This is a genomic window from Pseudomonas sp. 8 R 14 (assembly GCF_900005955.1).
Lineage (GTDB): Bacteria > Pseudomonadota > Gammaproteobacteria > Pseudomonadales > Pseudomonadaceae > Aquipseudomonas > Aquipseudomonas marginalis.
On the sequence record NZ_CVTH01000063.1, the window covers coordinates 1 to 23,225 of the forward strand.

Below are 23,225 nucleotides of genomic sequence, written 5' to 3' on the forward strand. Positions count from 1 at the left end.
GTAAGCGTCCGGCAGACACACCTTGACCACACCATTCTCCCCCGTGCTCCTCAAAACCACGCTCATTTGCAAGGCTTTAGTAAGCGCTTGGTTAAGTCACCGTGGTTCGGAATTCGCGCTTAGAAAACTCAATAGATAGTGAAGTGGGACGCCTCAGACCTCGGCAGATGGTGCGGATAAGATAAAGATTCGGTCGTCTTGGATTACCAGACCCATTCTCCGCGCCTTAGCTTCGGTTATCAGCGCCCATTATCAGACTGAGGAGCTTTTTAGCAGGTCAACTCCGAGCGCGAGAACGTTCGTTCAGCTACTGCCCTTATGCTGATGAGGTTGCCAGATTTGCACGGGCCCACTCCTCAGCGGTCGTGACTTGAGTCGACTGCTGCGCGTTGAAAGTGCCTGCTTTAGGCCAGGCCACGCCTCTGCCCTGGGCGAACACAGCGCGGTACTTCTTGATGTGATGCGTTGGGTCTCTCTCCAATTCTTGGAGCAAGTACGGAACAGTCCACACGTTACGTTTGAACGGGCGACCCAGTACACGTTCGAGGAGGCTCGCAACCTCTCCGTACGTCACTGTATCTCCCGAGAGGTACACAATCTGATCGCGGAAGCGAGGTTCGAAGAAAACAATTTCCGCTGTCAACGCACCAATGTCTTCTGGAGTCGTGAGCGTCACGCTGGTCTCAAGACTGCCTAGCGCGTTCACGGTATCGTTTTCGAAGTCAACCACCTCGAATACTGGCTCGAATAGAAAGCTGGTGAACATACCCGTCGAGATGATTACCCATTCAGTTTTATCCTGGGCGCGAAGCAATTCGCGTACATCAAGCTGAGCATCGAACAGATCTTGAGGACTGCCCCGACCGATTACCTCGAAGTCGACACCAAACTGCCAAGGAAAGTAGCGCTTCACACCGGACTTGAGAGCTGCTGTAGCCAGCTTCATCGGGGTTTCCCGGCCTGCAACCATGCCTGCGCAGCCTATTACGGTATCGAACCGTGCGAACACTTCAGCCAACTGATCGATTGAATTATTCACGAGATCTGCGGCCACCATCTGGATGCCAAGATCTCGAAGCTCATCGATTTCGACCTTTTTCTCGGGCACCTGAGTGTTGATGGTCGAATCCCTGAGCAGGACGCTGATTGTGGAGCCGGGCGCGCGCTTTGCTACTCGCGCAAGATTGCGCAGAACCGGCAGCCCAAGCTCACCGGCGCCTAGAACGAGAATGGATTGGGGGGAAAGCTGGGTCACTTCGGTCATGATTTCTCCTGAGACCTGTTGCCTGTAAGATGAACAAATGCTTGCACGATTAGGCAACGTTCGTAAGAAGGCACACCTGTGATACCAGAGAATGAAATGACCGATCAGGAGGCTCTCAGCCAGGCAGAAACAATTTGCCGAACGCTTAGAGAAGACGATGATGGCGTCAGACGAGAAGTGCTTGCTCACGCAGGTAGCCGCTGGTCGTTAGGTATTCTGCATGCCCTGGGGGTTTACGGCACGATGCGCCATGCCGAAATAAAAAGGCAGATGACTGGGGTGACTCAGCGGATGTTAACCAAGACGCTACGCTCCATGGAGCGGGATGGGCTAGTGGTTCGGCGGGAGTTCGGTGAGATTCCGCCACGTGTCGAGTATGAGCTGACGCCGCTGGGTATGGGACTGTTGATCCGCATGTCACCTATCTGGACTTGGGTTGTCGAGAACGTTGAGGATTTCCGCAAGGCGCGGCGTATTTTCGACAGTCAGGATGACAAAAAACCCGCATGGCAAATACCTCCATCGACACCATTAGATTCAGACGCGTCGGACTGAATGTAGCTCATAGCGTGTTAGGAGCCCTGTGCCCATTGATGCGGTAGTAATTGGTCAATTGCACTGGCCCTCTGTGTCGGCAACCGCGTCAGTACATCCTTGAGATACGCGAACGGATCATGCCCATTCATGCGTGCCGATTGAATCAAGCTCATAATTGCCGCCGCTCGTTTACCGCTGCGCAGTGATCCGGCGAAGAGCCAATTCGAACGGCCAAGGGCCCAAGGCCGGATCGTATTTTCGACCCGATTGTTGTCGATGGGCACAGCACCATCATTGAGGTAGCGCGTCAGCGCTACCCAGCGTTTCAGGCTGTAATCCAGAGCCTTGGCTGTGGCCGAGCCCTCGGGCACAAGTTCGCGCTGAGCCAGCATCCACTCATGCAACTTCTCCGCGATAGGAATCGCCATTTCTTGACGTAATCGCCAGCGATCTTCATCGCTCATCTCTTTGGCCTTTCGTTCAACCTCGTATAGGCCGCCGATTGAGTGCAGCGCCTGTTCGGCCAGTTGGCTTTTGTTCGCCACATGCAGGTCGAAGAACTTGCGGCGAGCATGGGCCATGCAGCCGATTTCGGTGATGCCCCCTTCGAAGCCGGCCTTGTAGCCTGCGAAGCCATCGCAGACCAGCTTGCCGTTCCAAGTGCCCAGGAAGTTGCGCGCATGTTCGCCAGCACGGCTCGGGCTGAAGTCGTAGACTACCGCCTTCAGTGCCGAGAATGGTGTCGTGCAGTAGGCCCAGACATACGCTCGGTGCGTTTTCTTTTCACCCGGTGCCAGCATCTGCACGGGTGTTTCATCGGCATGGACGACTCGCTGGGCCAGCACTGCCTCGCGCAGTGCTTCCACGAGCGGTTGCAGTTGTACGCCGGTTTGACCCACCCACTGCGCCAGTGTCGAACGGGCGATGGGCAGCCCGGCGCGGCCGAAGATTTTCTCTTGGCGATACAGCGGCAGATGGTCGGCGAACTTGGCCACCATGATGTGGGCCAGCAGGCCTGCGGTCGGGACGCCTTTGTCGATGACGTGCGCCGGTACCGGCGCCTGGATTAGCGTTTCACACTGCTCGCAGGCCCACTTTCCACGGATGTGACGCTCGACGGTGAATACGCCGGGCGTGTAGTCGAGCTTTTCGCTGGCGTCTTCGCCGATGCGCTTGAGGGCGCAGCCGCACTGGCAGTGGCTGTTGTCCGGTTCGTGATGGATCAGTGTGCGAGGAAACTGCGGTGGCAGCGGTGCGCGCTTGGGTTGCTGGCGCACTTTGGCTTCGACAGGTGCCGGTTGCAGCGCCTCAAGTTCGGCTTCGATAGCGGCGATATCCGTATCGATCAAGTCGTCGAGCAGGCTGGCTTGATCCGGGCTCAACTGCTCGCTGCGCTTGGCAAACTTGAAGCGTTTGAGCAGCGCGATCTCGTGGGCCAGTTTCTCGTTGACCGACTTGTGATGAGTGATTTGCTTGTCCATTGTCTCGACGCGCTGGATCAACTGCGCCGCCAGGGCACGCAGTTGTTCAGGGTTTAATTGATCGAGATTTGGATGCAAAGTCATGCCGCCGATTTTGCCAGAGAGGGCTGATGGCGACGATAGACTGATGGGCCAATTGCGCTGGCAAGCACGCCATGGCAGATGTTAAAGCATCGAGATGATTCCGCCTGCACCGACGCGCTGCCAAGGTAAACCGAGCACCAGGGCCTGAAGTTGCTCGGCATCCAACTCAACTTCGGAGCCGTGTCGCACACCCGGCCAGAAGAAGCGTCCTTGATTCAAACGCCGGGCGGCAAGCCAAATCCCCACGCCGTCATGCACCAGCACTTTCATTCGATTGGCGCGGCGGTTGGCGAACAGATAGGCACAGTGCGGCTTCGCCGCACCGAACACCGCCACGACTCGTGCGAGCGCGGTTTCAGTGCCGGCGCGCATGTCCATGGGCTCGGTGGCGAGCCAGATGGAATCGACGCGGATCATCGCAGCAGGTCTCGTAGGAAAGCAGAACACGCCGCTGCATTTTCTGCTGGCCAACTCACCACGACTACACCTTTTGGATGCGGCACTTCGATTCGGATCGTGGCAGGAAGGGCCTGATGCATCGGCACCGGCGGCGAAGTCTTGACCGGGATGAAGGCAGTTTGCAGTGCCAGGTTTTTCTGCGCATGCACCCGAATCCATTTATGGACGAGGTTTGCATTGAGGTTGTGGGTCAAGGCGACATTGGCAATTGAAGTGTCAGGATGGGCGCACTCAGTAATGACCTGGGCCTTGAAGGACTTGGAATAGGAACGGCGTTCTTGTGGCATGGGCGTCCGCTTAAAAAGGCTAAAAATGGTGTCCACTTAAATTTAGGTGGACACCATCGCCTTAACCGATGGCATCAGGAAGATGTGTTGCTCGGACGGTTACCTTTGGCTGGGCGCGATGTTCCTTTGAATGGGAAATGGCGTCTGTCCCTTATCGGTGTACCGAAGTGTTCTATGGCTGCAAAGTACATTGCTGTGGCAGAGTGCCTAAATGCTAATGCGGAGCTGCAATTTCGTTGTCTTGATGCAGGCGATCCTGAACTACGTCGCCCAACTCTGAAATCAGAGCCAGATGTGAAAATCAGCATCGAATAGCGTTCTTACTGACTGGGCATTGAGCACAGGCGGGCTTGAGCTATGCTTTGAACTCAATCTCACGAGTCAAGGATGTCGTGATGGTCATTCGTAACGCTTCGAATCACGCGATAATCGCTGCGGATATTGGTTGGACCGCAGAGGATGTTGGAAGGTATATCGTTCACATTGAGCCAATGGCCGATGGATCTGGCTACTTTTTGCTGCCGCACCAAGACATGCCTGGTGTCCCTCGATTCAAGCCAGTAAAGCTTGGCAATGATTGGGTAATAAAAACAGGCGCGATTCAACTTGAGTGTCTTTGATAGACCTTTACAGATATTTTTTGAAGCTACTCGCGGTTACGCTGATGGTAGCTCCAAGAATTGTCGCCGCTGGTATTACCATCAATATCGGATTGACACTGATGGGCAGCGACAAATACACCACCCACGGCAACACTGCCAACGGCAGAATCATCGCCCGTGCCCGGTGGTACAGAAACCCCGACTCCCGCGCCGCAGTGAAGCGGCGCAAATCCCGCCGCACCAGCCCATCCACCAGTCCGCTTAACGCCGCCAGTACGAACAACGGCAAGGTCAATATCAACACCAGCAATCGCAATAGAAACGTCGCTAAGGTGTAGAACGTCGCCAGCACATACCCCTCCATGTACACCACGGCTTGAGCCAAAGTGGCATTGAACCCCGTTGCTGTGTTGGCCTCTTTGGCCTGATCGTTCACCTGCTTCAACCAGTCAGGCAGCCCACTTTCCAGCAACAGGTTCTGGTGTAGCAAGTCCACCATCCTGTACGCGCTGCGCCCCGGCTCCTGCACCACCACGCTACGGGTGAAGTAGGATGAAAGCTGTTGCAGTTCGAAATTCATCATCCCTTGTGCATGCCGCCAGCCTTGCTCCGTCCAGAACAGATGCATTCCGATCAGTTCGATCGCCAGACACAGCAGCAGAGACCCCAACAACACTCCAATAAACCGCAATGGTAGGGAGACCAGGGAGAGCAGCAATCCTTGCTGCCGAGCCTGCTGTTGCTGGGCAACGCTGGCCGGATCACGCATGACGGCGGCTTTCGTTGTGCCAGATTGTTTGATTCTCACCATATTGGCGGCGCATGTGTTCAGCCAGGTCGAGCAGATTGTTGGGCATATCGGCATCTGGCTCATGTACAGGCAACGGCATCCGCAGTTTCCACAGGATGCCGCCTTCGAGCAGGGCAAAGGCCTGGCCTTTGGGCAATGCGACGATATGCGCGGGTTCCAGCAGCGGTACGCTGGTGGTGATGCGATCCATGCTGCTGGAGGTAAATGCTGTTCGTCCGTGTGGATCGGAGCTGTCAGTGGCGCTGCTCATGGGGGAGATGCCGGCGATTTCGACCTTTGGCAGTTGTTTGGTCAGCAGCTCTGCGGTGGCCGTTTCACGTACGCGCAACATGATCAGGTTGTTGAAGTTGCCCACCACTTGGCCTGCCTTGGCGCGGTTGCCGAGACGTGCTTCGATATCGCTGAGGGTCTGGGTGTAGGCGGTGACCTGCATACCGGCGCCGCCTCCCTTGTTGACCATGGGAATGAACTCGTCGCCCATCAGTTCGCTGAATTCGTCAGCATGGACATTGATTGCGGCCGTGGCGTTGGTTGTCGCGCCAGGCAGGCCATCATCCAGGCCGAATTTATAAAGGTGGCCGGCGACCGAGACCAGGTCGGCAAACATCGAGTTGCCCACGGCAGCAGCAACCTCCGCATCCGACAACGCGTCCAGGCCGACGTAGACCACTGCTCGTTGGCGTACCACCTGCATCCAATCGAAGACTGGCCGTGCGTCGTTGAGGTCGGTGTAGTCAGGGGCCAGTAATTGGGCAATGCTGCCGCTGGTCAATTTTTCCAACAGCGGCAGCAGGGAGGCGACGATCTTATCGAAGAACGTGCGCTCGTAACGCACGGCACTACGCAGGCCTTCGAGTACTGGATCAAACAGCGGTACCAGGCTTAGGTATTGCTCGATTACCACCACCCGACGGTCGCGGCCGAGCATATGGCGGGGCGTGTTGCGTTCGTTGATGCCTTCTTCGATCTGTACGATTGCTTCCCAACGAAGAGGGCTCGCGCTTTGCCCCGGCGATGATTTCGTCGGGCGTGTATGCCGGGGTGTTTGACCTGGAATATGGGCTGTCCCGCAAGGACAAGGCCGGGGGCAGCATCGGCCAGGCGTTGCAGCACATTGGCTATGCCGGCCCGCATGCGGTGGGCGGCCAGGCCGTGCATGCCGCGTTTGAGCTGCATATCGAGCAGGGCCCGATCCTCGAAGCGCAGGGCATTACCATCGGCGTGGTCACCGGCGCCCAGGGCCAGCGCTGGTATGAGGTGGAGTTGAGCGGGCGCAGCGCCCACGCCGGTACCACACCGATGGACCACCGCCTGGATGCGTTGCTCGGTTTTGCCCGCGTGGCCGAGGCGGTGAATGGCTTGGGTCTGGAGCAGGGCGCCGAAGGGCGGGCCACGGTGGGTATGACGAATATCTTTCCCAACTCGCGCAACGTGGTGCCGGGGCGGGTGTTTTTCAGCGTGGAATTCCGTCACCCGGACGAAGCAGTGCTGGCGCGTCAAGACCAGCAATTGCGCGACGCTGTGGCGCGTATTGCTGCGGGCATCGGTTTGCAGCACAACGTGAAGCAGATCTTCCTGTACGCGCCGATTGCCTTCGACAGTGATTGCGTGGCCGTGGTGCAGGCGTCTGCGGAGGCACTGGGATACAGCCATCGCCCGATGATTTCCGGTGCCGGGCATGACGCCTGCTACCTGAACCAGGTGGCGCCGACGGCGATGATTTTCGTGCCGTGCGTGGACGGGCTGAGCCACAACGAGGCAGAGGAGATTTCGCCGGAGTGGTCGACGGCGGGCGCAGATGTGTTGCTCCAGGCACTATTGGCCAAGAGCAATGCTGAGCCAATGATCTGAATGAGTCTTGGGAAACATTGAAGCGATTCGGTAGGGTGACAATTAGCGCTGTCCGATCGGGATTGCCAGCTCTCATAAGCTGGAGGTTTGCTCACTGGTGAATTTCTGTAACTGACATGGTGAAAACCAGCTTGGATCTACCCGCATTGGCGTAGGAGTGTGGAACATCTGTTTTTGCGACCGCTGAGCAACCTGCGTGGATGACTAATTCAGTGTCCCCGACAACACATTTAAGCGTCCCTTTCTCGACATGAAATAATTCAATTGTGCCCTGAGGATGCCCTTGTGACGAAAAGGACTCCCCTGGAAACATTTCCCAGCGCCACAGCTCAATCATGTTAGGCCCTGTGGTCCCTGCAAGAAGACGGGCTGTCCCGCCCAGATCACCAGTCCAGAGAGTGGGGATCTCCTGGCTGTCGATCATATGGGCAGCAGGGGCGTCTGTCACATTGACGATGTCTGCAACAGAAAGCCCCAACGCGGCGGCGATTTTGCACAGGATGCCTATGCTCGGGTTAGCCGTGCATTTCTCAATTTCGACGACCATTCCTTTACTTACGCCTGAGCGGCGAGATAGCTCATCCAAGGTGATTTTCTGATTCTTTCGTGCCTGTTTGAGCGTGCGCGCAACTGCCAGGCCCACAGTCTGAGCATCGGCGCCGGGCGTGGTCGATATAACGTTGTTTAGGGTCATTGTTCAGGGTCATGAGAGAGAGTTGGAGGGATTCTCGACGCTTGCTGCTGGTGTCGTCAATCTGCTCAGTGGCGGGATCTTATTGGTATAGTCGATATATTGACTTATTTGGTCGCTAATGGATAGCATGAAACCACATGTAGATCATTGGAGGTTTTTGATGCTGTCCGTACTGCCGTTAATTGACCAATCTGTTGCAGATTTGGCACCGGGCTTCCGGGCGCTGAGTATCGTTGTGAAGGCTGCGCCCCTGACCAACCCTGGTGTCGCTCAAGAGGCCTTGGACCGCGCTTGCCAGGCAGTGTTGGCAAGCGGGCCCGCTTGGGGAGAGGCGCATCTGGCAGCCTGGGCTGAGACCTTCCGAAAGTTTGGGGCCAAGCCACAACGCACGCCTTGCTCGGCTGAAGCATTGCGCAAGCGTGTTCTACGAGACGGCAGCTTACCGAGCCTGGACCCCATCGTTGACCTCTACAATGCCATCAGTATCGAGTACGCGATCCCTGTAGGCGGGGAAAATATAGACGCCTATGTGGGCACTCCGCGGCTCGTCGTCGCAGACGGTACCGAGCCTTTTGACACCGTGAAAGAAGGCGCTCCCGCTCACGAGTATCCAGACGCCGGCGAAGTGGTATGGCGGGATGATAAAGGCGTGACATGCCGTCGTTGGAATTGGCGGCAAGGTGTCAGAACACGCCTGGGTTCTGGTGCAAAACAGATGTGGTTCATTCTGGAAAGTTTGCCGGCGATGCCTCTTGAAGCGCTGACAGAGGCAGGCGACAAGCTTATCGAAGGCCTGCAACTGATGATGCCAGGCGTTCAAATTGAAAGCTCACTGATTGGTCCTGGATCTAATTAGTCAAAAGACGAAACCCTGGAGTCATGAATGATATTTACCGGCCTTAGCGCATTTCCCTTGACGCCTATGAATGAACAGGGCGTGGATGAGAAGGGCGTAAGCAAATTGCCGCTGTGATCGACGAGCTGGAGCTGAGCTGAACCTGGCTTCTTACTTAGAAAGAGGGCGCTTGCCAATCATGCTCCATGAGGCAAGCGCGCAGGTTTCTAGCGTTTCAAAAACGTTGTGAAGTGGTCCTTGTGATCCTGCAGGATCTCGCCTGGCAAGATCGTTGCGACACTCCCCCGATGTTGCAGGCCATGGGATAGCACATGCGCCAGTATTTGCTCCTTAGTCATGTTGCCAGGCTTTCCGTCCTTGAAAGTAAACGTCACGTGATCAGCCAGTTCCGCTGGCGTGACGGCTTTGGTGTATTCGACAAACCATTGATTCGCCTTGGAGAATTGCTCTTCAAGCTGACTCAAGTCCTGCGGTTGGTCGGTCACGACGGAGTCAAATTCGTCCGGCTTTCCTTTCAGTCTGGCGATGAACAACTGATCAACAATGTTGATGTGGTTGAGCCAATACATCGCTTTCGCCATTTCGTCTGGATAGGATTTTGCCGCTGAGGCTTTCAAGTATTTGAATAGTTCCTCCTCAGACCATGCCTTGTACTGGTAAAGCGAATGCAGAAGGTTTTTGGCGCTCATGGTGTTCTCCCTGATTTCTAGCTGACAGGTGTCCCGCGCTACCTGGCGAGGTAGCGCCAGAGACTTCGTTGCGGTTGGCTGAAAAAAGCTGGTGGATAAATGCAATGGTCACTATATTGACTTTTATAGTCAATAGATGGAAGCTGGATGACAAGCGATTTAAATCGTGGTGTTGGATTTCAGCAGGGCACCGCCAGAGAGGCGGCTAGCTCAGAGATTGCGAGAGGGTGTCTCAAGTTATGAAATACGTCAGTACGCGGACACCCGGCAAAACATTCGACTTTGGTGATGTGCTCATGGGGGCGTATGCCCCGGATGGAGGGTTATTCGTTCCTCTCAAGGTTCCTCACTTCAAAAGGGAAGATCTCTCCAAGCTGGAATGGCTGCCTTTCCATGAACTGGCACGTCACGTGATTGAGCCGTTTGTAGGCCGTTGGATACCTCAAGATCAGCTGCCTCAGATTCTCGAGGAAACGTTCGACTGCTTCAAAAGCAGAGCGGTTGCACCGCTTTACCAAACGGCGAGCAACGAGTGGATATTGGAATTGTTTCATGGGCCAGCTGGCGTCTATCAGGACTTTGGTCTCCAATTGATGGCTCGCCTGGTTGGGCACGACTTGTTGAGATCTGGCAAGAAAGCGCTTGTTGTAGGTTGCACCGGTGGAGACACAGGCGCTGCGGCTATAAAAGCCTTCTCCGGTATGCAAGGTGTGACCGTTATTGTGCTGCATCCCTCGAGAGGAATAACGGAAGAGCATAGACGCCGCTTATTGAGCGCGGGTGAAGAAAACATAGTTAATGTTGCTGTCGAAGGGGATTATTCCGATTGTCATCGCCTCTGCGAACAGTTCTTCAAACACAATACCGAAACGCAGCAACTGATATCCTTCAATTCCGTGAATTGGGTGCGAGTGCTTGCACATCTTCCCTTCTATTTTTACTCAGCACTTCAATTAGGCGCGCCTGACAGGGCAGTAGCCTTCAGTGTGCCCACCGGCAATTTCGGAGCGTTATACGCGGGTTATATTGCCAGGGAAATGGGATTGCCGATTCGGCAATTGATCGTTGCCACCAATGTCAATGCGGGATTGCATAATTTTCTGCAAACTAATCTCTATAGCCGAAGTGAGATTCGTATTACTAATACGCCTAGTATGAACGTCTCATTGGCCTCGAATTTTGAACGCATGCAGTGGAGTATTCTTAACCGCCGCGGAGAAAAAGTAGCCAGGAATATGGAGTTGTTAGAGGGGGAGGGTTCGATTCAGTTAGAGCAAGATGAATGGTTGGAGGCACGTAAGCTTTTCGACTCGCTGGCCGTGGAGGACGCAGATGCTTTCCGGACCATTCATGAGGTGTTTGCGCAAAGTGGTTATCTGATCAGCCCCAATACTGCAATTGGTTTGCGAGCGGCGCGTGCCAGTAGGCGTAGCTTGCTTATCCCGATGATCTGTCTGGCGACGACACATCCCTCCAAGAGTGCCGCAGCGGCTGATGAAACAGATGCGCTGGGGGTCATCAAAGGGATCGGCGCTCTTCCTGGGCCTGATTATCGATGTGTTTCAATCCCTAACGATGTTGGCGCTCTTAAGCAGCTCATCGGGACGTTGTCCACAGACACGGAGTCTCGCTCGTTATAAGTTTGGAGTTAGAGATGAAACGTGTGTTAGATAAGGTTGACGAGAAAATATTGGAAGAGCTGACGCGTAACGCGCGGCTTGCTCACAATGATATTGCGATGAAAGTTAACTTGTCGAGGAATGCGGTCAGGCTGCGAATCGAAAGATTGGAGCGTGATGGGTACGTCAGAGGGTATACGATTATTAAAGGAATGCCCTCGGCGGATGCTGGGCCGATCAACGCTTTAATCTTCGTTTATCGTAAAGATAGAATGCGTGATGCTGACGTTGTTCGTTCTGTCATAGCGATGCCTGAGGTTATTTCATGCAATGTGATGAGCGGCGACCTTGATATTGTATTGACGGTCGAGGCGATGAGTTCAGACCGTATCCATAGAGTTTGGAGTGAAATCTCAGCGCTGCCAGGCGTCCTAAATACTGTGACGTCCTTCGTTTTATCCTGCACCAAGTAGTATGGATAAAGCAAAGTGCGCTGCCGAACGAGCATTTTGCTCGCAATTACGTTCTGTTTGCCATATTCGTGAAAATGCGTTGGCGACTTACTATTTCAGCACCCAAACATAACAATGAGATCTTTGTCGTGACTGAATATAAAATTGCTTTGCTTGGCTTCGGTGGCGTCAACCGCGCGCTGACTCAGCTTATCGCTGATAAGAATTCGCGCTGGGCAGATGAGCTGGGGTTTACTCTGAAGATTATAGGCGTCAGTGATCTCTTTCTTGGCTCGGTTATCAACAAAGACGGTCTGGATGCTCATGAGCTGGCCGCGGTGCCTGCAGCCAAAGGCAGTCTCAAAGCCCTGCGAGGCGGCAGTGATGAACCTGCCAATGAGTCCGTCATTCGGTTTGCGGGTGCCGATATCGTTGCTGAAGCTACATTTACCAATCCCGTGGACGGCGAGCCAGCCACTACATTCTGCCGTTGGGCCCTGGAGAAGGGCATCAGCGTCGTGACTACCAACAAAGGTCCAGTGGCGCTGCATGCGCAAAGTTTGAAGGCGCTTGCCCAAAGCACCGGTGCTCAGTTTGAGTTCGAAGGTTCTGTCATGAGCGGAACGCCAGTTATCCGGTTGGCTAAGGAATCTCTCGCAGGCTCGGAAATCAGCGGTTTCAAAGGAATTCTCAACGGCACGTCGAACTTTGTCCTCTCCAGTATGGAGACGGGGCTGGACTTCTCCAGTGCTGTTGCGAAGGCCCAGGCGCTAGGTTATGCCGAAGCAGATCCAACAGCCGATGTGGAAGGGCATGATGTTCGTCTAAAGGTCGTCATTTTGGCGAATGAGTTACTCGGCGCAAAGCTCAAGCCTAGCGATGTCCTGTGCAAGGGTATTTCCGAGATTACCGCCCAGGACATTACCGAAGCGACAAAAGCCAATGCTCGATGGAAGCTTATCGGCAGCGCAGAAAAGCTGAGTGATGGCTCCATTTATGCCTCCGTGAGCCCGCAGTTATTGCCCGCCACTGACGCACTTGCCGGTGTGAGCGGGGCTACCAACGCCATCACTTTCAATACCGCCATTCTTGGCCCTGTCACTGTGGTGGGCGCGGGTGCGGGTCGTTTTGAAACGGCTTTCGCTCTACTCGCCGATATTGTGAGCATTCACAAGCACAAAACCCAGTCAGGTAAGTAATCATGAATAGCTTGAGTATTTCACTGGCTGCTGATTATAAAGCGATCACTGTACATAGCCCGTTTGACGGTAGCAAAGTGGGTGAGGTGGTCGACATGCCTGCTTCATCCGCCACCACAATAGTCGACACCGCTATTTTGGGTGCGTTGATTGCCAAGGACCTGCCACGACACGAACGTGCACGTATATTGGAACAGGCGGCGTTCTCGGTTGAGCGTGATAAGGACGCCTTTGCCCGACTGATTGTGGCGGAGTCGGGCAAAACACTGAAGCAGGCAAAGAAAGAGGTATTGCGCTGCGTCAATACGTTGAAGTTGTCGGCGGAAGAAGCCAAGCGCAATGCGGGCGAAGTGATCCCTTTCGATGCTTATGTGGGATCCGAATCTCGCCAGGGATGGTTCACTCGCGAGCCCCTGGGTGTAATCGTCGCGATTACTCCTTACAACGATCCCCTCAATCTGGTCGCCCATAAGTTGGGCCCTGCCATTGCGGGCGGGAACGCGGTTGTTCTCAAGCCGTCCGAGCTCACACCACTCTCGGCGATCAAGCTGGTGGATTGCCTGATCGAGGCTGGCCTGCCGCCTGTTGTTGTAACAGTCGCCACAGGAGGGGCTGCATTGGGCAAGGCCCTGGTCGCACACCGTGCGGTGCGTATGGTGTCTTTCACAGGTGGTTTCGTTACCGGGGAGCAAATCGCGCGCACGGCTGGGCTTAAAAAGCTGGCGATGGACCTTGGGGGAAATGCCCCGGTTATCGTGATGGCTGATTGCGATCTGAATGAAACAGTCGACGCTTGTGTGTCGGGGGCTTTTTGGGCGGCCGGGCAGAATTGCATTGGTACTCAGCGGATTTTAATCGAGGCGCCACTCTACGAAGCGTTCAAGGCGCGCTTCGTTGAGAAAACCAGTCAGTTGATCGTGGGTAATCCTGCAGATGATCAGACGGATGTCGGTCCTATGATTACTGAGGCGTCAGCCAAGCATGCTGAAGAAGTAGTGAATGACGCGATTGCCAGAGGCGCGGCGCTGCTGTTCGGCAATGTACGTAACGGTTCGCTTTATTCGCCCACTGTTCTGGAAAGCGTCGACCGCCACTGCAAACTGTGGTGCGAGGAAGTGTTCAGTCCTGTCGTGATACTTCAGAGCATTGGTTCCCTGGACGAGGCCCTGACGCTTGCCAACGAACCTGAATACAGCCTGCACGCGGGGATCTTCACCAGTAATTTGAATGTTGCGATGAAGGCAGCCAAGCGACTTGAAGCGGGCGGCGTCATGATCAACGACTCCTCGGACTATCGATTCGACGCAATGCCTTTCGGTGGTTTCAAGTACGGGAGCATGGGCCGCGAAGGTGTGCGTTTCGCCTATGAAGATATGACGCAACCCAAAGTGGTGTGCATTAACGGCGTGAGTGAGAACTAAACAAGTCGCTCCTGCAGGACTTGACGCTTCAGTGCGATCCTTGGCGAGACTCTTCTGCCTTGAAGAGTCGCGTTCAGAATAAAAATAAAAAGGTAACAGAGATGAGTATCAGCGATTTTAATCCTGCGCCCGAGCAGGCATCCCGTGTCGCTCGAAGAACAGACTTCAGCGCTGAGGAATCGGGTTACCAACAAGTGCTCAAGCCGCGCCAGGTCCAGATGATAGCCATTGGTGGTGCGATTGGCAGCGGGCTTTTTATGGGCGCCGGAGCGCGTCTCGCAGAGGCGGGGCCTTCTCTAGTATTTGTCTTTGCACTATGTGGTTTCTTTGCCTGGTTCATCATTCGAGCTATGGGCGAGCTTGTGATGTACAGGCCTTCATCCGGTTCTTTCGTTTCTTACGCTCGAGAATTTTATGGGGAGAAATGGGCGTTTACAGTGGGTTGGATGTACTGGACCGATTGGGTGATGGTAGCGATTGCTGACCTTACTGCCATCGCGCTCTATCTGAACTTCTTCAAGGCCTATCTACCCGTTATGGGCGATATTCCGCAGTGGTTGCTTGCACTTGCCGCGTTAGCCCTCGTCACCGCAATTAATTTGGTGTCGGTAAAGATTTTCGGGGAACTCGAGTTCTGGTTTGCCCTGATCAAAGTGGCTGCCTTGACTACCTTTCTAGGTATAGGCGTGTATATGGTCCTGTTTGGCACGCCACTTCCGGGACATGAAGTTGGATTCCAACTCATCGCCGACAATGGCGGATGGTTTCCAGCAGGGCTTTTGCCCGCAGTCATCATGATCCAAGGGGTGATATTCGCCTACGGAAGTGTGGAGTTAGTCGGTACTGCCGCGGGTGAAGCCCAGGATGTTGCTAAAGTCATGCCGAAGGCCATTCGTGCAGTGGTGTTCCGCATCATTGTTTTCTATGTAGGCTCCATACTGCTGTTGGCAATGCTACTCCCCCACACAGCCTATTCAGCAGGTGTCAGTCCATTTGTAACCTTTTTTGGCTCACTGGGAATCAAGGGCGCGGACGCCATTATGAATATGGTCCTCATCACGGCGGCTGTTTCATCTTTGAATGCGGGCATCTATTCAACCGGTCGAGTACTAAGGTCCCTCGCCATCAGTGGTTCAGCGCCTGGTTTTCTGGCGAAGATGAATCGTCAGGGGGTTCCATTCGCCGGCATCATGCTGACAACCGTCGCATCCCTGATCGGGGTCTTTCTCAATGCAATTGTTCCCGGGGAAGCATTCGAAATTGCATTGACCCTCACCGCTGTGATGCTGATTGGTTCATGGTCAACGATCATTTTGTGCCAAATCAAGCTTTTCAAGTATGCCCAGCTTGGGGAGTTGGAACGACCGCAGTTTCGTATGCCTTTCGCTCCGTACAGTGGTTACGCCACGCTTATTTTCTTTGGTTTGGTGCTGGTACTGATTGCGATGGATTATCCCGTAGGGACGTATTCAATTGCTTCGCTGCCCATCTACGCCGCAGTGCTTGTAGTCGGTTGGTACATGGTACGTGGCCGTGTGCGTGGGATTGAATCAGGGGCACTGGTATTCGATGAGAACCAGGATTTGGTCCCTGTTGATCAGGCTCTCCGCCACTCAGGTACTCCACTTCAAAATTGAACAAGCACAACGACAATGCCCTTTGGAGGAATAGACCCATGCGTCCTGACAAGAAAAATCTGACCACGCTATCTGCAGCCACACTGGCTGTTCATGGGGGTAACGTAATCGACGCGACGACCGGCGCGGTGCGTACGCCATTAGTCATGGCCAACTCCTATCTACTGCCGGAGGATCCTTCGACAATGGATTGGTCCAGCCCAGATGGCCTTGTGTATACCCGTAACCAAGGGCACAACCAAGTGTGCCTGGAGAAAAAGCTCGTAGCACTTGAGGGGACTGAGTCTAGTGTTGTGTTTGCAACCGGCGTAGCTGCGTTGCATGCAGTGTTTTTTACATTTTTGAAAAGTGGTGACCATGTCCTTGTGAGTGATGTCACCTATGAAGCCGTATGGCGGTTGTTCGCCGAGCTTCTGCCTGAGCGCTATGGTATTGAAGCAACGTTTGTAGATATGGGCGATCTGGACGCTGTCCGGCAGGCATTCAGGCCCAATACAAAGCTGCTTCACACTGAAACGATCGCGAATCCTACGACCAAGGTCGCGGACATTGCTGCCTTGGCCGAGATTGCGCACGCTCAGGGCGCGTTGATCTCTGTAGATGCGACGTTTACACCGCCACCTTTTTTCCGTGCCAGTGAGCATGGTGTAGACCTGGTTGTTCATTCGTTGACCAAATACATTAACGGTCATGGTGACTCGATGGGCGGTGTGGTCTTGGGTTCTACCAAGATGATGAATCACATCAAGCACGATGCACTGGTTGACCTTGGGGCAACCATCTCGCCGTTCAATGCCTGGTTAATCATGCGGGGCTCAGTCACCCTGCCTTTGCGTTTGAAGCAGCACCTGAGCAATGCGGAAAAACTGGCTGTGTATCTCGAGTCAGATGACCGTATTGCCTATGTTTATTACCCCGGGCTTGCCTCTCATCCGCAGCATGAATTAGCTCAGCGGCAATTTGCCGGTCGTGGTTTTGGGGCAATGATGGCCTTCGCAGTGAAAGGTGATCCAGACACCCAAAATCGCTTTGTTTCTAACTTGCGCATTATTACGTCTGCCGTTTCACTGGGCCATGATGAGACGCTCATTGTTCATGTAGGCGCTGAGGGCCGTGGCGGCTTTGACAAGTATCCCAAGGAATTTCAGGAGTACGGCCACTTGCGTTTATCGGTGGGGCTTGAGGACGCAGATGATCTGATTAAAGATATTTGCCTTGCCTTGGATGAAACGTTCAAATGACCTGGCAAATTTGATTATTGGTTTTTGTCTTACAGTATCACGCACAGGGTTTGGTCAACCCGTCTTTACCCCCGTACATGCGGGGGTCTTTTTAATTTTAGATAAGTTTTCGCATGTGTTGCCGAATCTTGCCTGAAACGAGAAAGGTGATTTTTAGTTAACGGGGCTTAGGGGGATTAATTGTGGCTTGGATAAGCTTGATTGTTGCTGGGCTGCTCGAAGTGGTTTGGGCGTTTTCAATGAAACAATCTGAGGGCTTTACACGCGTAGTACCCACCATTGTGACTTTGGTTATGGTGGTAGCCAGCTTTGCGCTGCTCTCCTTCTCGATGAAAAGTCTTCCGCTAGGCACCGCTTATACGATCTGGACGGGTATCGGGGCGGTTGGCGCTTTTTTAGTTGGCATTGCTTTTCTCGGAGAGCCAGCCAGTATTCTGCGAGTGGCTGCCGCGATTTTAATTGTTTCCGGTTTGGTGATGATGAAAGTGGCTTCGACATAAATTTTCGAGCATTTTGCTCATGAAATTGATCAGTTTGCCATATTCTCTGAAGTGGCATTGCCAATGTAGTGTTGGTAATAAGGCGATCGCCTCATAATAATAACTTACGGAGCTATGTGTTCAGCTATAGAATTTTTACTGCCCTTGAATCCAATTACAATACCTAGGGATGTACATATGAACTCGCTAAGAAAAATGTGTTTTATCGCGCTCTTTCCACTGTGTTTGAATGTGGCGTGGGCCAAAGATTACACAATCCTGCGCTTTGGCGTGGATGCTAACTACGCGCCCTTCGAGTCGAAAGCGGCTGATGGCAGCCTCAAGGGCTTTGACATTGATTTGGGTAATTCGATTTGCGCCAAACTTCAAGTTAAATGCATCTGGGTCGAGAGCGATTTTGACGGTCTGATCCCAGGCCTCAGAGCCGGTAAGTTCGATGGTATTCTCTCATCCATGACAGTGACGCCAACGCGCGCAAAAGCCATCGACTTTTCAAATGAATTGTTTTCTGGGTTCACGGCCTACGTGTTCAAAAAAGGTTCGGGCCTCAACGCAGACGTAGCGTCATTCAAGGGTAAAACGGTCGGCTACTTCCAGGGCAGCATCCAGGAAGCCTATGCAAAAGCTGTTCTGGATAAAGCAGGCGTTAAAATTCAGTCCTATCAGAACCAGGACCAAGTGTATTACGACCTCGTAGCGGGGCGGCTGGATGCATCCCTGCAGGACGCATTACAGGCCCAGTTAGGTTTTCTCAACTCGCCGCAGGGTGCCGATTACGAAATCAGCCCGTCCGTCGAGAGCCCTTATCTTCCCTCCAAAACCGCCATCGGCGTTGCCAAGGGCAACGTGGAACTCAAGGCATTGCTCGATAAAGCGATCCAGGCCCTGCACGAAGATGGCACCTACGATTCGATCCAGAAGCAGCACTTCGGCGATCTGAATCTTTACAGCGGCAAATAACCACCCGGCGCTCACCCCCTGGATGGGCGCTTTTCGCTATAGGTTGCTGATCATGTTCGACACACTATTAGGCGTGCTGGGGCTCTCTGCATTCAGCCTGAAGGGGTTTGGCCCTTTACTGCTCGAAGGCGCCTGGATGACCGTCAAGCTGTCCCTTTCTTCCCTGGCGCTGAGTGTGCTGCTGGGGCTGATCGGGGCCAGCGCCAAACTGTCCAGCCTCAAGCTACTACGTCTGCCAGCGCAGCTCTACACCACACTGATCCGGGGGGTGCCGGATCTGGTACTGATGTTATTGATTTTCTACAGCCTGCAAACCTGGCTGACCCTGATTACAGTGGCTCTGGGGTGGGAATACATAGAGATCAACCCCTTTGTCGCGGGGGTTATCACCCTTGGCTTCATCTACGGTGCTTATTTCACCGAGACCTTCCGCGGCGCGATGCTGGCAGTCCCTCGCGGCCAGGTCGAAGCGGCCACGGCTTATGGGTTAAGCCGTACTCAGCGTTTTCGCTTCGTGATGTTCCCGCAAATGATGCGGTTCGCTTTGCCTGGGCTTGGCAACAACTGGATGGTCATTCTCAAGGCCACTGCACTGGTCTCGATCATTGGCTTGGCTGACCTGGTAAAAGCCGCCCAGGATGCGGGGAAAAGCACCTACCAGTTGTTCTTTTTCCTGGTGCTCGCTGCCTTGACGTACCTGGTCATCACCAGCCTCTCCAATGTTGTACTGCGCTACCTGGAAAGGCACTACGCAGCAGGTTCAAGGGAGGCGGTGCGATGATTGAACTTCTACAGGAGTACTGGAGGCCTTTCTTCTACAGCGATGGTCAGCAAATAACCGGGCTGGCCATGACCTTGTGGCTGCTCAGTGCCTCACTGTTCATCGGCTTTATTGTGTCGATTCCGCTGTCCATCGCTCGAGTGTCGCCCAGGTTTTATGTGCGCTGGCCGGTGCAGTTCTACACCTATCTGTTCCGGGGGACGCCGCTCTACATTCAGTTGTTGATCTGCTACACGGGGATCTACAGCCTGGCTGCCATACGAACACAACCTGTGCTTGATGCGTTTTTTCGCGATGCGATGAATTGCACCATTCTTGCTTTTGCCCTGAATACTTGCGCCTACACCACGGAGATATTTGCAGGGGCAATTCGCAACATTGCCCATGGCGAGGTTGAGGCTGCGAAAGCTTATGGCCTCTCAGGTTGGAAGCTCTATGCGTTTGTGATCATGCCATCAGCCTTGCGTCGCTCGCTGCCGTATTACAGCAACGAAGTCATCCTGATGCTGCACTCGACCACGGTGGCATTCACCGCAACGGTGCCGGACATTCTTAAAGTCGCCCGCGACGCGAACTCCGCGACCTTCTTGACCTTTCAATCGTTTGGGATTGCGGCATTGATTTACCTGGCGGTGACCTTTGCCCTGGTCGGCCTGTTTCGAATCGCCGAGCGTCACTGGTTGGCTTTTCTTGGTCCGACTCACTGAGCCCAGTAGCTGACACTGCTGCTCCAATCCGCGTTAGAGGATGACTGCAAACATGTACAAATTGACTGTTGAAGGGCTACACAAAAGTTACGGTAGCCATGAAGTGCTCAAGGGCGTATCCCTGCATGCCAAAACAGGCGACGTGATCAGCCTGATCGGCGCCAGTGGCTCTGGAAAGAGTACGTTCCTGCGCTGCATTAATTTTCTCGAAACACCCAACGACGGTGCCATGAGTCTGGATGGCAAACCGATCTGCATGGTCAAAAACCATTTGGGGCTGCGCGTGGCGGATGACCGTGAATTGCAACGATTGCGCACCCGCCTGGCCATGGTGTTCCAGCACTTCAACCTGTGGGGCCACCTGACCGTGTTGGACAACATCACCATTGCTCCTCGGCGGGTGCTGGGTGTGAGCAAAAAAGATGCGGAAGATCGTGCCCGGCGATACTTGGAAAAGGTGGGACTGCCTGCCCGTGTTGCCGATCAATTCCCAGCGTTTCTGTCCGGGGGGCAACAGCAACGGGTGGCCATTGCTCGCGCACTTGCGATGGAGCCTGAAGTCATGCTGTTCGACGAGCCTACGTCTGCGCTGGACCCTGAAGTGGTGGGCGAAGTGTTGAAAGTCATCCAAGGGCTCGCAGAAGAAGGGCGGACCATGATCATGGTGACCCATGAAATGGGGTTTGCCCGCAAGGTTTCGAACCAACTGCTGTTTCTTCATCAGGGGCTTGTCGAAGAGCAAGGCGGGCCGGAGATCCTGGATAACCCGCGCAGTGAGCGTCTGCAACAATTTTTGTCTAATGGGCTGAAGTGAAAAACCTTCTGTATGAAAACTGCAAGTGAAACCCAGATGGCTGTTGCAACGTTGGGGCGTATCGACGAGGCGATCGTTGATGTGCTGCGCCATAACGGGCGTATCACTTATAAAAAACTCGCCTCATTGGTGAACCTGAGTGAGAGCCCTTGCCAGCAACGTGTACGTAAGCTGGAAAGGCTAGGGGTCATCCGTGGCTATGGGGCCTTCATCGACGAGCACAAGCTCTCACCTGGTTTATCTCTGCTGGTGCTGGTTGGATTGGCTGATGGCAAGGGGCTCTGCGGGCAAAAGGCGTTTGAAGCCGTAGCCGTTGCTTGCCCGCAAGTCATTGAGTGCCAGCTCATCAGTGGTGCGCTTGATTACTGTCTACGCATGCGTTGCCGGGATATGGGGCATTTCCGCTCGCTCACTGAACGTTGGTTGGAAAGTGCTGAGCTGTATATCGAGAAACTGGCGGCCTATCCAGAGTTGGCCGTCATCAAGCCTTCATCGACGCACCTTGGTATCGAATAACAATTACAACACTCCAAGCCTATGGATAAACCATGATGATTGCCAATCAGAAGTTCAGTCATAAAGTACTGCTTTCTGCCTCCCTATGATTGGGCAGAGCTCGCAGCACTTAACGTTGAAGAAATTTTATATTCTCGCACTTTGCAGGCGAGCCTCCCTTCTCTGAAACGGGTGAAGTCCATGATCGTTCGACCCATGCTGCCTGGTATCCGTGCCATTGAAGCTGAAATGATTGAGTTGCGCCGCCATCTTCATGCTTATCCGGAGCTCAGCCTTAAGGAGTTCAAAACCTCAGATCTGGTTGCTGCCAAGCTCCAGTCGTGGGGATTTGAGGTGCATCGTGGTTTTGGGGGGACCGGTGTCGTAGGGCGTTTGCAGCATGGTTGTGGACGTAAGATCATTGGTATTCGGGCAGATATGGATGCGTTGCCGATTCTGGAGCAGACTGGATTGCCGTATGCGAGCCAGCATCCAGGTGCCATGCATGCCTGTGGTCATGACGGCCATACTGCAATGCTGCTGGCTGCCGCGAAGCACCTAGCCAACAGCCGGCAGTTCGACGGTACGCTGGTGGTCATCTTTCAGCCTGCCGAAGAAAGCGATGGGGGCGCGCAGAAAATGCTGGATGATGGTCTCCTGGAGCGATTTCCCTGTAATGCGTTGTTCGGCATGCACAACATGCCTGGGTTGCCAGTAGGGAAGTTGGGTTTTCGGGCCGGGCCGTTCATGGCCTCTACTGATACTGTTGAAATTCGAATTGATGGTATGGGTGGGCATGGAGGAATGCCACATAAAGCCATTGACCCCATACTTACTGGAGGGGCAATTGTCATGGCGCTGCAAAGTATTGTGTCGCGCAATACGGATCCTCTGGAGATGGCGGTTATCACTGTGGGTTCCTTTCATTCTGGTGAGGCGCCCAACGTTATTCCGGGGCATGCGGTACTCCAACTATGCGTTCGCGCTTTGAAGCCTAACGTTCGAGCTGACCTTCTCAAGCGGATTGTTCAGGTTGCCCAAGCTCAGGCGCTTAGCTTCGGCGCCAGTGTCAGTGTGGAGGTTGATAGGGGAGAATCATTGCCGCCCCTGATAAATGATCCTCAGCTTACTGCGTTTGCCCGTCAGGTCGCTGTAGATTGGTTGGGAGAAGAAGGGGTGATTCAAGACATGGCACCCATCGCTGCCAGTGAAGATTTTGCAGTGATGCTTGAGCATTGTCCTGGCAGCTATCTCTTTATCGGTAATGGTGATGGGGAGGGGGGGTGCATGGTGCATAACGCAGGCTACGACTTCAACGATGACTGCCTGGGGACTGGGGCTAGTTACTGGGTTCGGTTAGTTGAACAGTTTCTGGTTTGAGTCGGTCGAGACCAGGTGCAGTACCTAACCGATCCAGCACCATTTTTTCTTTACCCTGCTCCATCGTATTCTGCCAGCGTGCTGATGGAGAGGGTCCTATGCAAACTCCTGCAGATGGCTCGCGCCCATGTGGATCAGTCTGGACTGATCCCAAAAGTGCGTGCATGGCTATTCCAGAGTATTGCCGTTATTGCCATCGTAGCAATCGGCTTGTTTCTGTTCGACAGTACCCAGACCAACCTCCAGAAGTGTGGGCTTTACCCCGGGCTTCAGCTTCCTTGATTGCAGTGCAGGTTTCGGCATCGCTCAACACCTGATCGACTACACCGAAGCGGACACCTATCCACTCGATAGCTGTCCCATCATGCTGTGTGCTTCCCCATCTGGCCGTTGCGAAGATTTTG

At 54.0% G+C, this 23,225-nt stretch carries 23 protein-coding genes and 3 pseudogenes; 18 read left to right on the top strand and 8 right to left on the bottom strand.

The window, feature by feature from the left end:
• Positions 1-316: 316 nt before the first annotated feature.
• Positions 317-1,264 (bottom strand): aromatic alcohol reductase, encoded by a 948-nt coding sequence (locus tag BFQ01_RS16090; protein WP_003173940.1) that lies wholly within the window; start codon positions 1,262-1,264, stop codon positions 317-319.
• A gap of 96 nt (positions 1,265-1,360) precedes the next feature.
• Between BFQ01_RS16090 and BFQ01_RS16095 the strand changes: the two genes are divergently transcribed.
• Positions 1,361-1,819, top strand: a complete 459-nt coding sequence (locus BFQ01_RS16095; protein ID WP_003429427.1) for a winged helix-turn-helix transcriptional regulator — start codon at positions 1,361-1,363, stop codon at positions 1,817-1,819.
• Positions 1,820-1,836: 17 nt separating this feature from the next.
• Here BFQ01_RS16095 and BFQ01_RS16100 read toward each other — a convergent pair whose 3' ends face one another.
• The 3 genes from BFQ01_RS16100 to BFQ01_RS16110 form a co-directional block, all read right to left on the bottom strand.
• Positions 1,837-3,366: an IS66 family transposase gene (locus BFQ01_RS16100; protein ID WP_042944682.1), complete on the bottom strand. Its 1,530-nt coding sequence runs from the start codon at positions 3,364-3,366 to the stop codon at positions 1,837-1,839.
• A gap of 81 nt (positions 3,367-3,447) precedes the next feature.
• Positions 3,448-3,783 (bottom strand): IS66 family insertion sequence element accessory protein TnpB, encoded by a 336-nt coding sequence (gene tnpB / locus BFQ01_RS32920; RefSeq protein WP_003177794.1) that lies wholly within the window; start codon positions 3,781-3,783, stop codon positions 3,448-3,450.
• Entirely contained in the window at positions 3,780-4,112 is a 333-nt protein-coding gene (locus BFQ01_RS16110; protein ID WP_003173944.1) for an IS66-like element accessory protein TnpA, read from the bottom strand. Before BFQ01_RS16110 ends, tnpB begins: the two co-directional genes overlap by 4 nt.
• A 395-nt stretch (positions 4,113-4,507) precedes the next feature.
• On the opposite strand from BFQ01_RS16110, the gene BFQ01_RS16115 reads away from it, so the two are divergent.
• Positions 4,508-4,732, top strand: a complete 225-nt coding sequence (locus tag BFQ01_RS16115; RefSeq protein ID WP_065926026.1) for a hypothetical protein — start codon at positions 4,508-4,510, stop codon at positions 4,730-4,732.
• 7 nt (positions 4,733-4,739) lie between these two features.
• Here BFQ01_RS16115 and BFQ01_RS16120 read toward each other — a convergent pair whose 3' ends face one another.
• Together BFQ01_RS16120 and traD are read right to left on the bottom strand one after the other, a co-directional pair.
• Positions 4,740-5,483, bottom strand: coding sequence for a TIGR03747 family integrating conjugative element membrane protein (locus BFQ01_RS16120; protein WP_065926027.1), 744 nt, complete (start codon positions 5,481-5,483; stop codon positions 4,740-4,742).
• A 10-nt stretch (positions 5,484-5,493) separates the two neighbouring features.
• Positions 5,494-6,519: pseudogene (gene traD, locus BFQ01_RS16125) on the bottom strand (conjugative transfer system coupling protein TraD); the annotation flags it as partial.
• Between traD and BFQ01_RS16130 the strand changes: the two are divergent.
• Positions 6,510-7,376, top strand: a pseudogene (locus BFQ01_RS16130) (M20 family metallo-hydrolase); the annotation flags it as partial. The pseudogenes traD and BFQ01_RS16130 overlap by 10 nt on opposite strands.
• Positions 7,377-7,467: 91 nt before the next feature.
• Here BFQ01_RS16130 and BFQ01_RS16135 read toward each other — a convergent pair.
• A complete protein-coding gene (locus BFQ01_RS16135; RefSeq protein ID WP_065926028.1) occupies positions 7,468-8,070 on the bottom strand; it encodes a helix-turn-helix domain-containing protein in 603 nt (200 codons plus the stop codon).
• Between the two features lie 160 nt (positions 8,071-8,230).
• Between BFQ01_RS16135 and BFQ01_RS16140 the strand changes: the two genes are divergently transcribed.
• Complete coding sequence (locus BFQ01_RS16140) at positions 8,231-8,926, top strand: B3/B4 domain-containing protein (protein WP_065926029.1); 696 nt, start codon at positions 8,231-8,233, stop codon at positions 8,924-8,926.
• Between the two features lie 206 nt (positions 8,927-9,132).
• Here BFQ01_RS16140 and BFQ01_RS16145 read toward each other — a convergent pair whose 3' ends face one another.
• Positions 9,133-9,615, bottom strand: coding sequence for a DinB family protein (locus tag BFQ01_RS16145; RefSeq protein ID WP_065926030.1), 483 nt, complete (start codon positions 9,613-9,615; stop codon positions 9,133-9,135).
• A gap of 239 nt (positions 9,616-9,854) precedes the next feature.
• Between BFQ01_RS16145 and thrC the strand changes: the two genes are divergently transcribed.
• The 14 genes and pseudogenes from thrC to BFQ01_RS31565 all read left to right on the top strand — a co-directional run.
• Complete coding sequence (gene thrC, locus BFQ01_RS16150; RefSeq protein ID WP_065926031.1) at positions 9,855-11,255, top strand: threonine synthase; 1,401 nt, start codon at positions 9,855-9,857, stop codon at positions 11,253-11,255.
• Positions 11,256-11,269: 14 nt separating this feature from the next.
• On the top strand, positions 11,270-11,707 hold the full coding sequence (locus tag BFQ01_RS16155; RefSeq protein WP_065926032.1) for an Lrp/AsnC family transcriptional regulator: 438 nt from the start codon (positions 11,270-11,272) through the stop codon (positions 11,705-11,707).
• Positions 11,708-11,835: 128 nt separating this feature from the next.
• On the top strand, positions 11,836-12,885 hold the full coding sequence (locus BFQ01_RS16160; RefSeq protein WP_065926033.1) for a homoserine dehydrogenase: 1,050 nt from the start codon (positions 11,836-11,838) through the stop codon (positions 12,883-12,885).
• Between the two features lie 2 nt (positions 12,886-12,887).
• The gene (locus tag BFQ01_RS16165; RefSeq protein ID WP_065926034.1) at positions 12,888-14,306 is read left to right on the top strand and encodes an aldehyde dehydrogenase family protein; all 1,419 of its coding nucleotides are present in this window, start codon (positions 12,888-12,890) and stop codon (positions 14,304-14,306) included.
• Between the two features lie 101 nt (positions 14,307-14,407).
• Entirely contained in the window at positions 14,408-15,943 is a 1,536-nt protein-coding gene (locus tag BFQ01_RS16170; RefSeq protein WP_065926035.1) for an amino acid permease, read from the top strand.
• A 38-nt stretch (positions 15,944-15,981) separates the two neighbouring features.
• Complete coding sequence (locus tag BFQ01_RS16175) at positions 15,982-17,184, top strand: trans-sulfuration enzyme family protein (protein ID WP_065926036.1); 1,203 nt, start codon at positions 15,982-15,984, stop codon at positions 17,182-17,184.
• Positions 17,185-17,366: 182 nt separating this feature from the next.
• Positions 17,367-17,684: a DMT family transporter gene (locus tag BFQ01_RS16180; RefSeq protein ID WP_065926037.1), complete on the top strand. Its 318-nt coding sequence runs from the start codon at positions 17,367-17,369 to the stop codon at positions 17,682-17,684.
• A gap of 195 nt (positions 17,685-17,879) precedes the next feature.
• Positions 17,880-18,644 carry a transporter substrate-binding domain-containing protein gene (locus tag BFQ01_RS16185; protein WP_256097744.1) on the top strand — a complete coding sequence of 255 codons (765 nt, stop codon included), beginning with the start codon at positions 17,880-17,882 and terminating at the stop codon, positions 18,642-18,644.
• A gap of 52 nt (positions 18,645-18,696) precedes the next feature.
• Positions 18,697-19,425 carry an ABC transporter permease gene (locus BFQ01_RS16190; protein ID WP_065926136.1) on the top strand — a complete coding sequence of 243 codons (729 nt, stop codon included), beginning with the start codon at positions 18,697-18,699 and terminating at the stop codon, positions 19,423-19,425.
• Entirely contained in the window at positions 19,422-20,132 is a 711-nt protein-coding gene (locus BFQ01_RS16195) for an ABC transporter permease (protein ID WP_065926039.1), read from the top strand. Before BFQ01_RS16190 ends, BFQ01_RS16195 begins: the two co-directional genes overlap by 4 nt.
• Positions 20,133-20,184: 52 nt before the next feature.
• The gene (locus BFQ01_RS16200) at positions 20,185-20,946 is read left to right on the top strand and encodes an ABC transporter ATP-binding protein (RefSeq protein WP_065926040.1); all 762 of its coding nucleotides are present in this window, start codon (positions 20,185-20,187) and stop codon (positions 20,944-20,946) included.
• Positions 20,947-20,958: 12 nt separating this feature from the next.
• A complete protein-coding gene (locus tag BFQ01_RS16205; protein ID WP_065926041.1) occupies positions 20,959-21,462 on the top strand; it encodes an Lrp/AsnC family transcriptional regulator in 504 nt (167 codons plus the stop codon).
• A gap of 180 nt (positions 21,463-21,642) precedes the next feature.
• Positions 21,643-22,821, top strand: a complete 1,179-nt coding sequence (locus tag BFQ01_RS16210) for a M20 aminoacylase family protein (protein WP_065926042.1) — start codon at positions 21,643-21,645, stop codon at positions 22,819-22,821.
• Positions 22,822-22,919: 98 nt separating this feature from the next.
• Positions 22,920-23,164 (top strand): annotated as a pseudogene (locus tag BFQ01_RS31565) (amino acid ABC transporter permease); the annotation flags it as partial.
• Positions 23,165-23,225 lie beyond the last annotated feature (61 nt).

What these genes read in the sequence shown, in the direction of transcription:
- BFQ01_RS16165 (WP_065926034.1), top strand. Translation starts at nt 12,888, where the DNA reads ATGAATAGCTTGAGTATTTCACTGGCTGCTGATTATAAAGCGATCACT.
- BFQ01_RS16185 (WP_256097744.1), top strand. Translation starts at nt 17,880, where the DNA reads ATGTGTTTTATCGCGCTCTTTCCACTGTGTTTGAATGTGGCGTGGGCC.
- BFQ01_RS16200 (WP_065926040.1), top strand. Translation starts at nt 20,185, where the DNA reads ATGTACAAATTGACTGTTGAAGGGCTACACAAAAGTTACGGTAGCCAT.
- BFQ01_RS16190 (WP_065926136.1), top strand. Translation starts at nt 18,697, where the DNA reads ATGTTCGACACACTATTAGGCGTGCTGGGGCTCTCTGCATTCAGCCTG.
- BFQ01_RS16195 (WP_065926039.1), top strand. Translation starts at nt 19,422, where the DNA reads ATGATTGAACTTCTACAGGAGTACTGGAGGCCTTTCTTCTACAGCGAT.
- BFQ01_RS16155 (WP_065926032.1), top strand. Translation starts at nt 11,270, where the DNA reads ATGAAACGTGTGTTAGATAAGGTTGACGAGAAAATATTGGAAGAGCTG.
- BFQ01_RS16135 (WP_065926028.1), bottom strand. Translation starts at nt 8,070, where the DNA reads ATGACCCTAAACAACGTTATATCGACCACGCCCGGCGCCGATGCTCAG.
- BFQ01_RS16115 (WP_065926026.1), top strand. Translation starts at nt 4,508, where the DNA reads ATGGTCATTCGTAACGCTTCGAATCACGCGATAATCGCTGCGGATATT.
- BFQ01_RS16095 (WP_003429427.1), top strand. Translation starts at nt 1,361, where the DNA reads ATGACCGATCAGGAGGCTCTCAGCCAGGCAGAAACAATTTGCCGAACG.
- BFQ01_RS16120 (WP_065926027.1), bottom strand. Translation starts at nt 5,483, where the DNA reads ATGCGTGATCCGGCCAGCGTTGCCCAGCAACAGCAGGCTCGGCAGCAA.
- BFQ01_RS16110 (WP_003173944.1), bottom strand. Translation starts at nt 4,112, where the DNA reads ATGCCACAAGAACGCCGTTCCTATTCCAAGTCCTTCAAGGCCCAGGTC.
- BFQ01_RS16210 (WP_065926042.1), top strand. Translation starts at nt 21,643, where the DNA reads ATGATCGTTCGACCCATGCTGCCTGGTATCCGTGCCATTGAAGCTGAA.
- BFQ01_RS16140 (WP_065926029.1), top strand. Translation starts at nt 8,231, where the DNA reads ATGCTGTCCGTACTGCCGTTAATTGACCAATCTGTTGCAGATTTGGCA.
- tnpB (WP_003177794.1), bottom strand. Translation starts at nt 3,783, where the DNA reads ATGATCCGCGTCGATTCCATCTGGCTCGCCACCGAGCCCATGGACATG.
- BFQ01_RS16170 (WP_065926035.1), top strand. Translation starts at nt 14,408, where the DNA reads ATGAGTATCAGCGATTTTAATCCTGCGCCCGAGCAGGCATCCCGTGTC.
- thrC (WP_065926031.1), top strand. Translation starts at nt 9,855, where the DNA reads ATGAAATACGTCAGTACGCGGACACCCGGCAAAACATTCGACTTTGGT.
- BFQ01_RS16175 (WP_065926036.1), top strand. Translation starts at nt 15,982, where the DNA reads ATGCGTCCTGACAAGAAAAATCTGACCACGCTATCTGCAGCCACACTG.
- BFQ01_RS16145 (WP_065926030.1), bottom strand. Translation starts at nt 9,615, where the DNA reads ATGAGCGCCAAAAACCTTCTGCATTCGCTTTACCAGTACAAGGCATGG.
- BFQ01_RS16205 (WP_065926041.1), top strand. Translation starts at nt 20,959, where the DNA reads ATGAAAACTGCAAGTGAAACCCAGATGGCTGTTGCAACGTTGGGGCGT.
- BFQ01_RS16100 (WP_042944682.1), bottom strand. Translation starts at nt 3,366, where the DNA reads ATGACTTTGCATCCAAATCTCGATCAATTAAACCCTGAACAACTGCGT.
- BFQ01_RS16090 (WP_003173940.1), bottom strand. Translation starts at nt 1,264, where the DNA reads ATGACCGAAGTGACCCAGCTTTCCCCCCAATCCATTCTCGTTCTAGGC.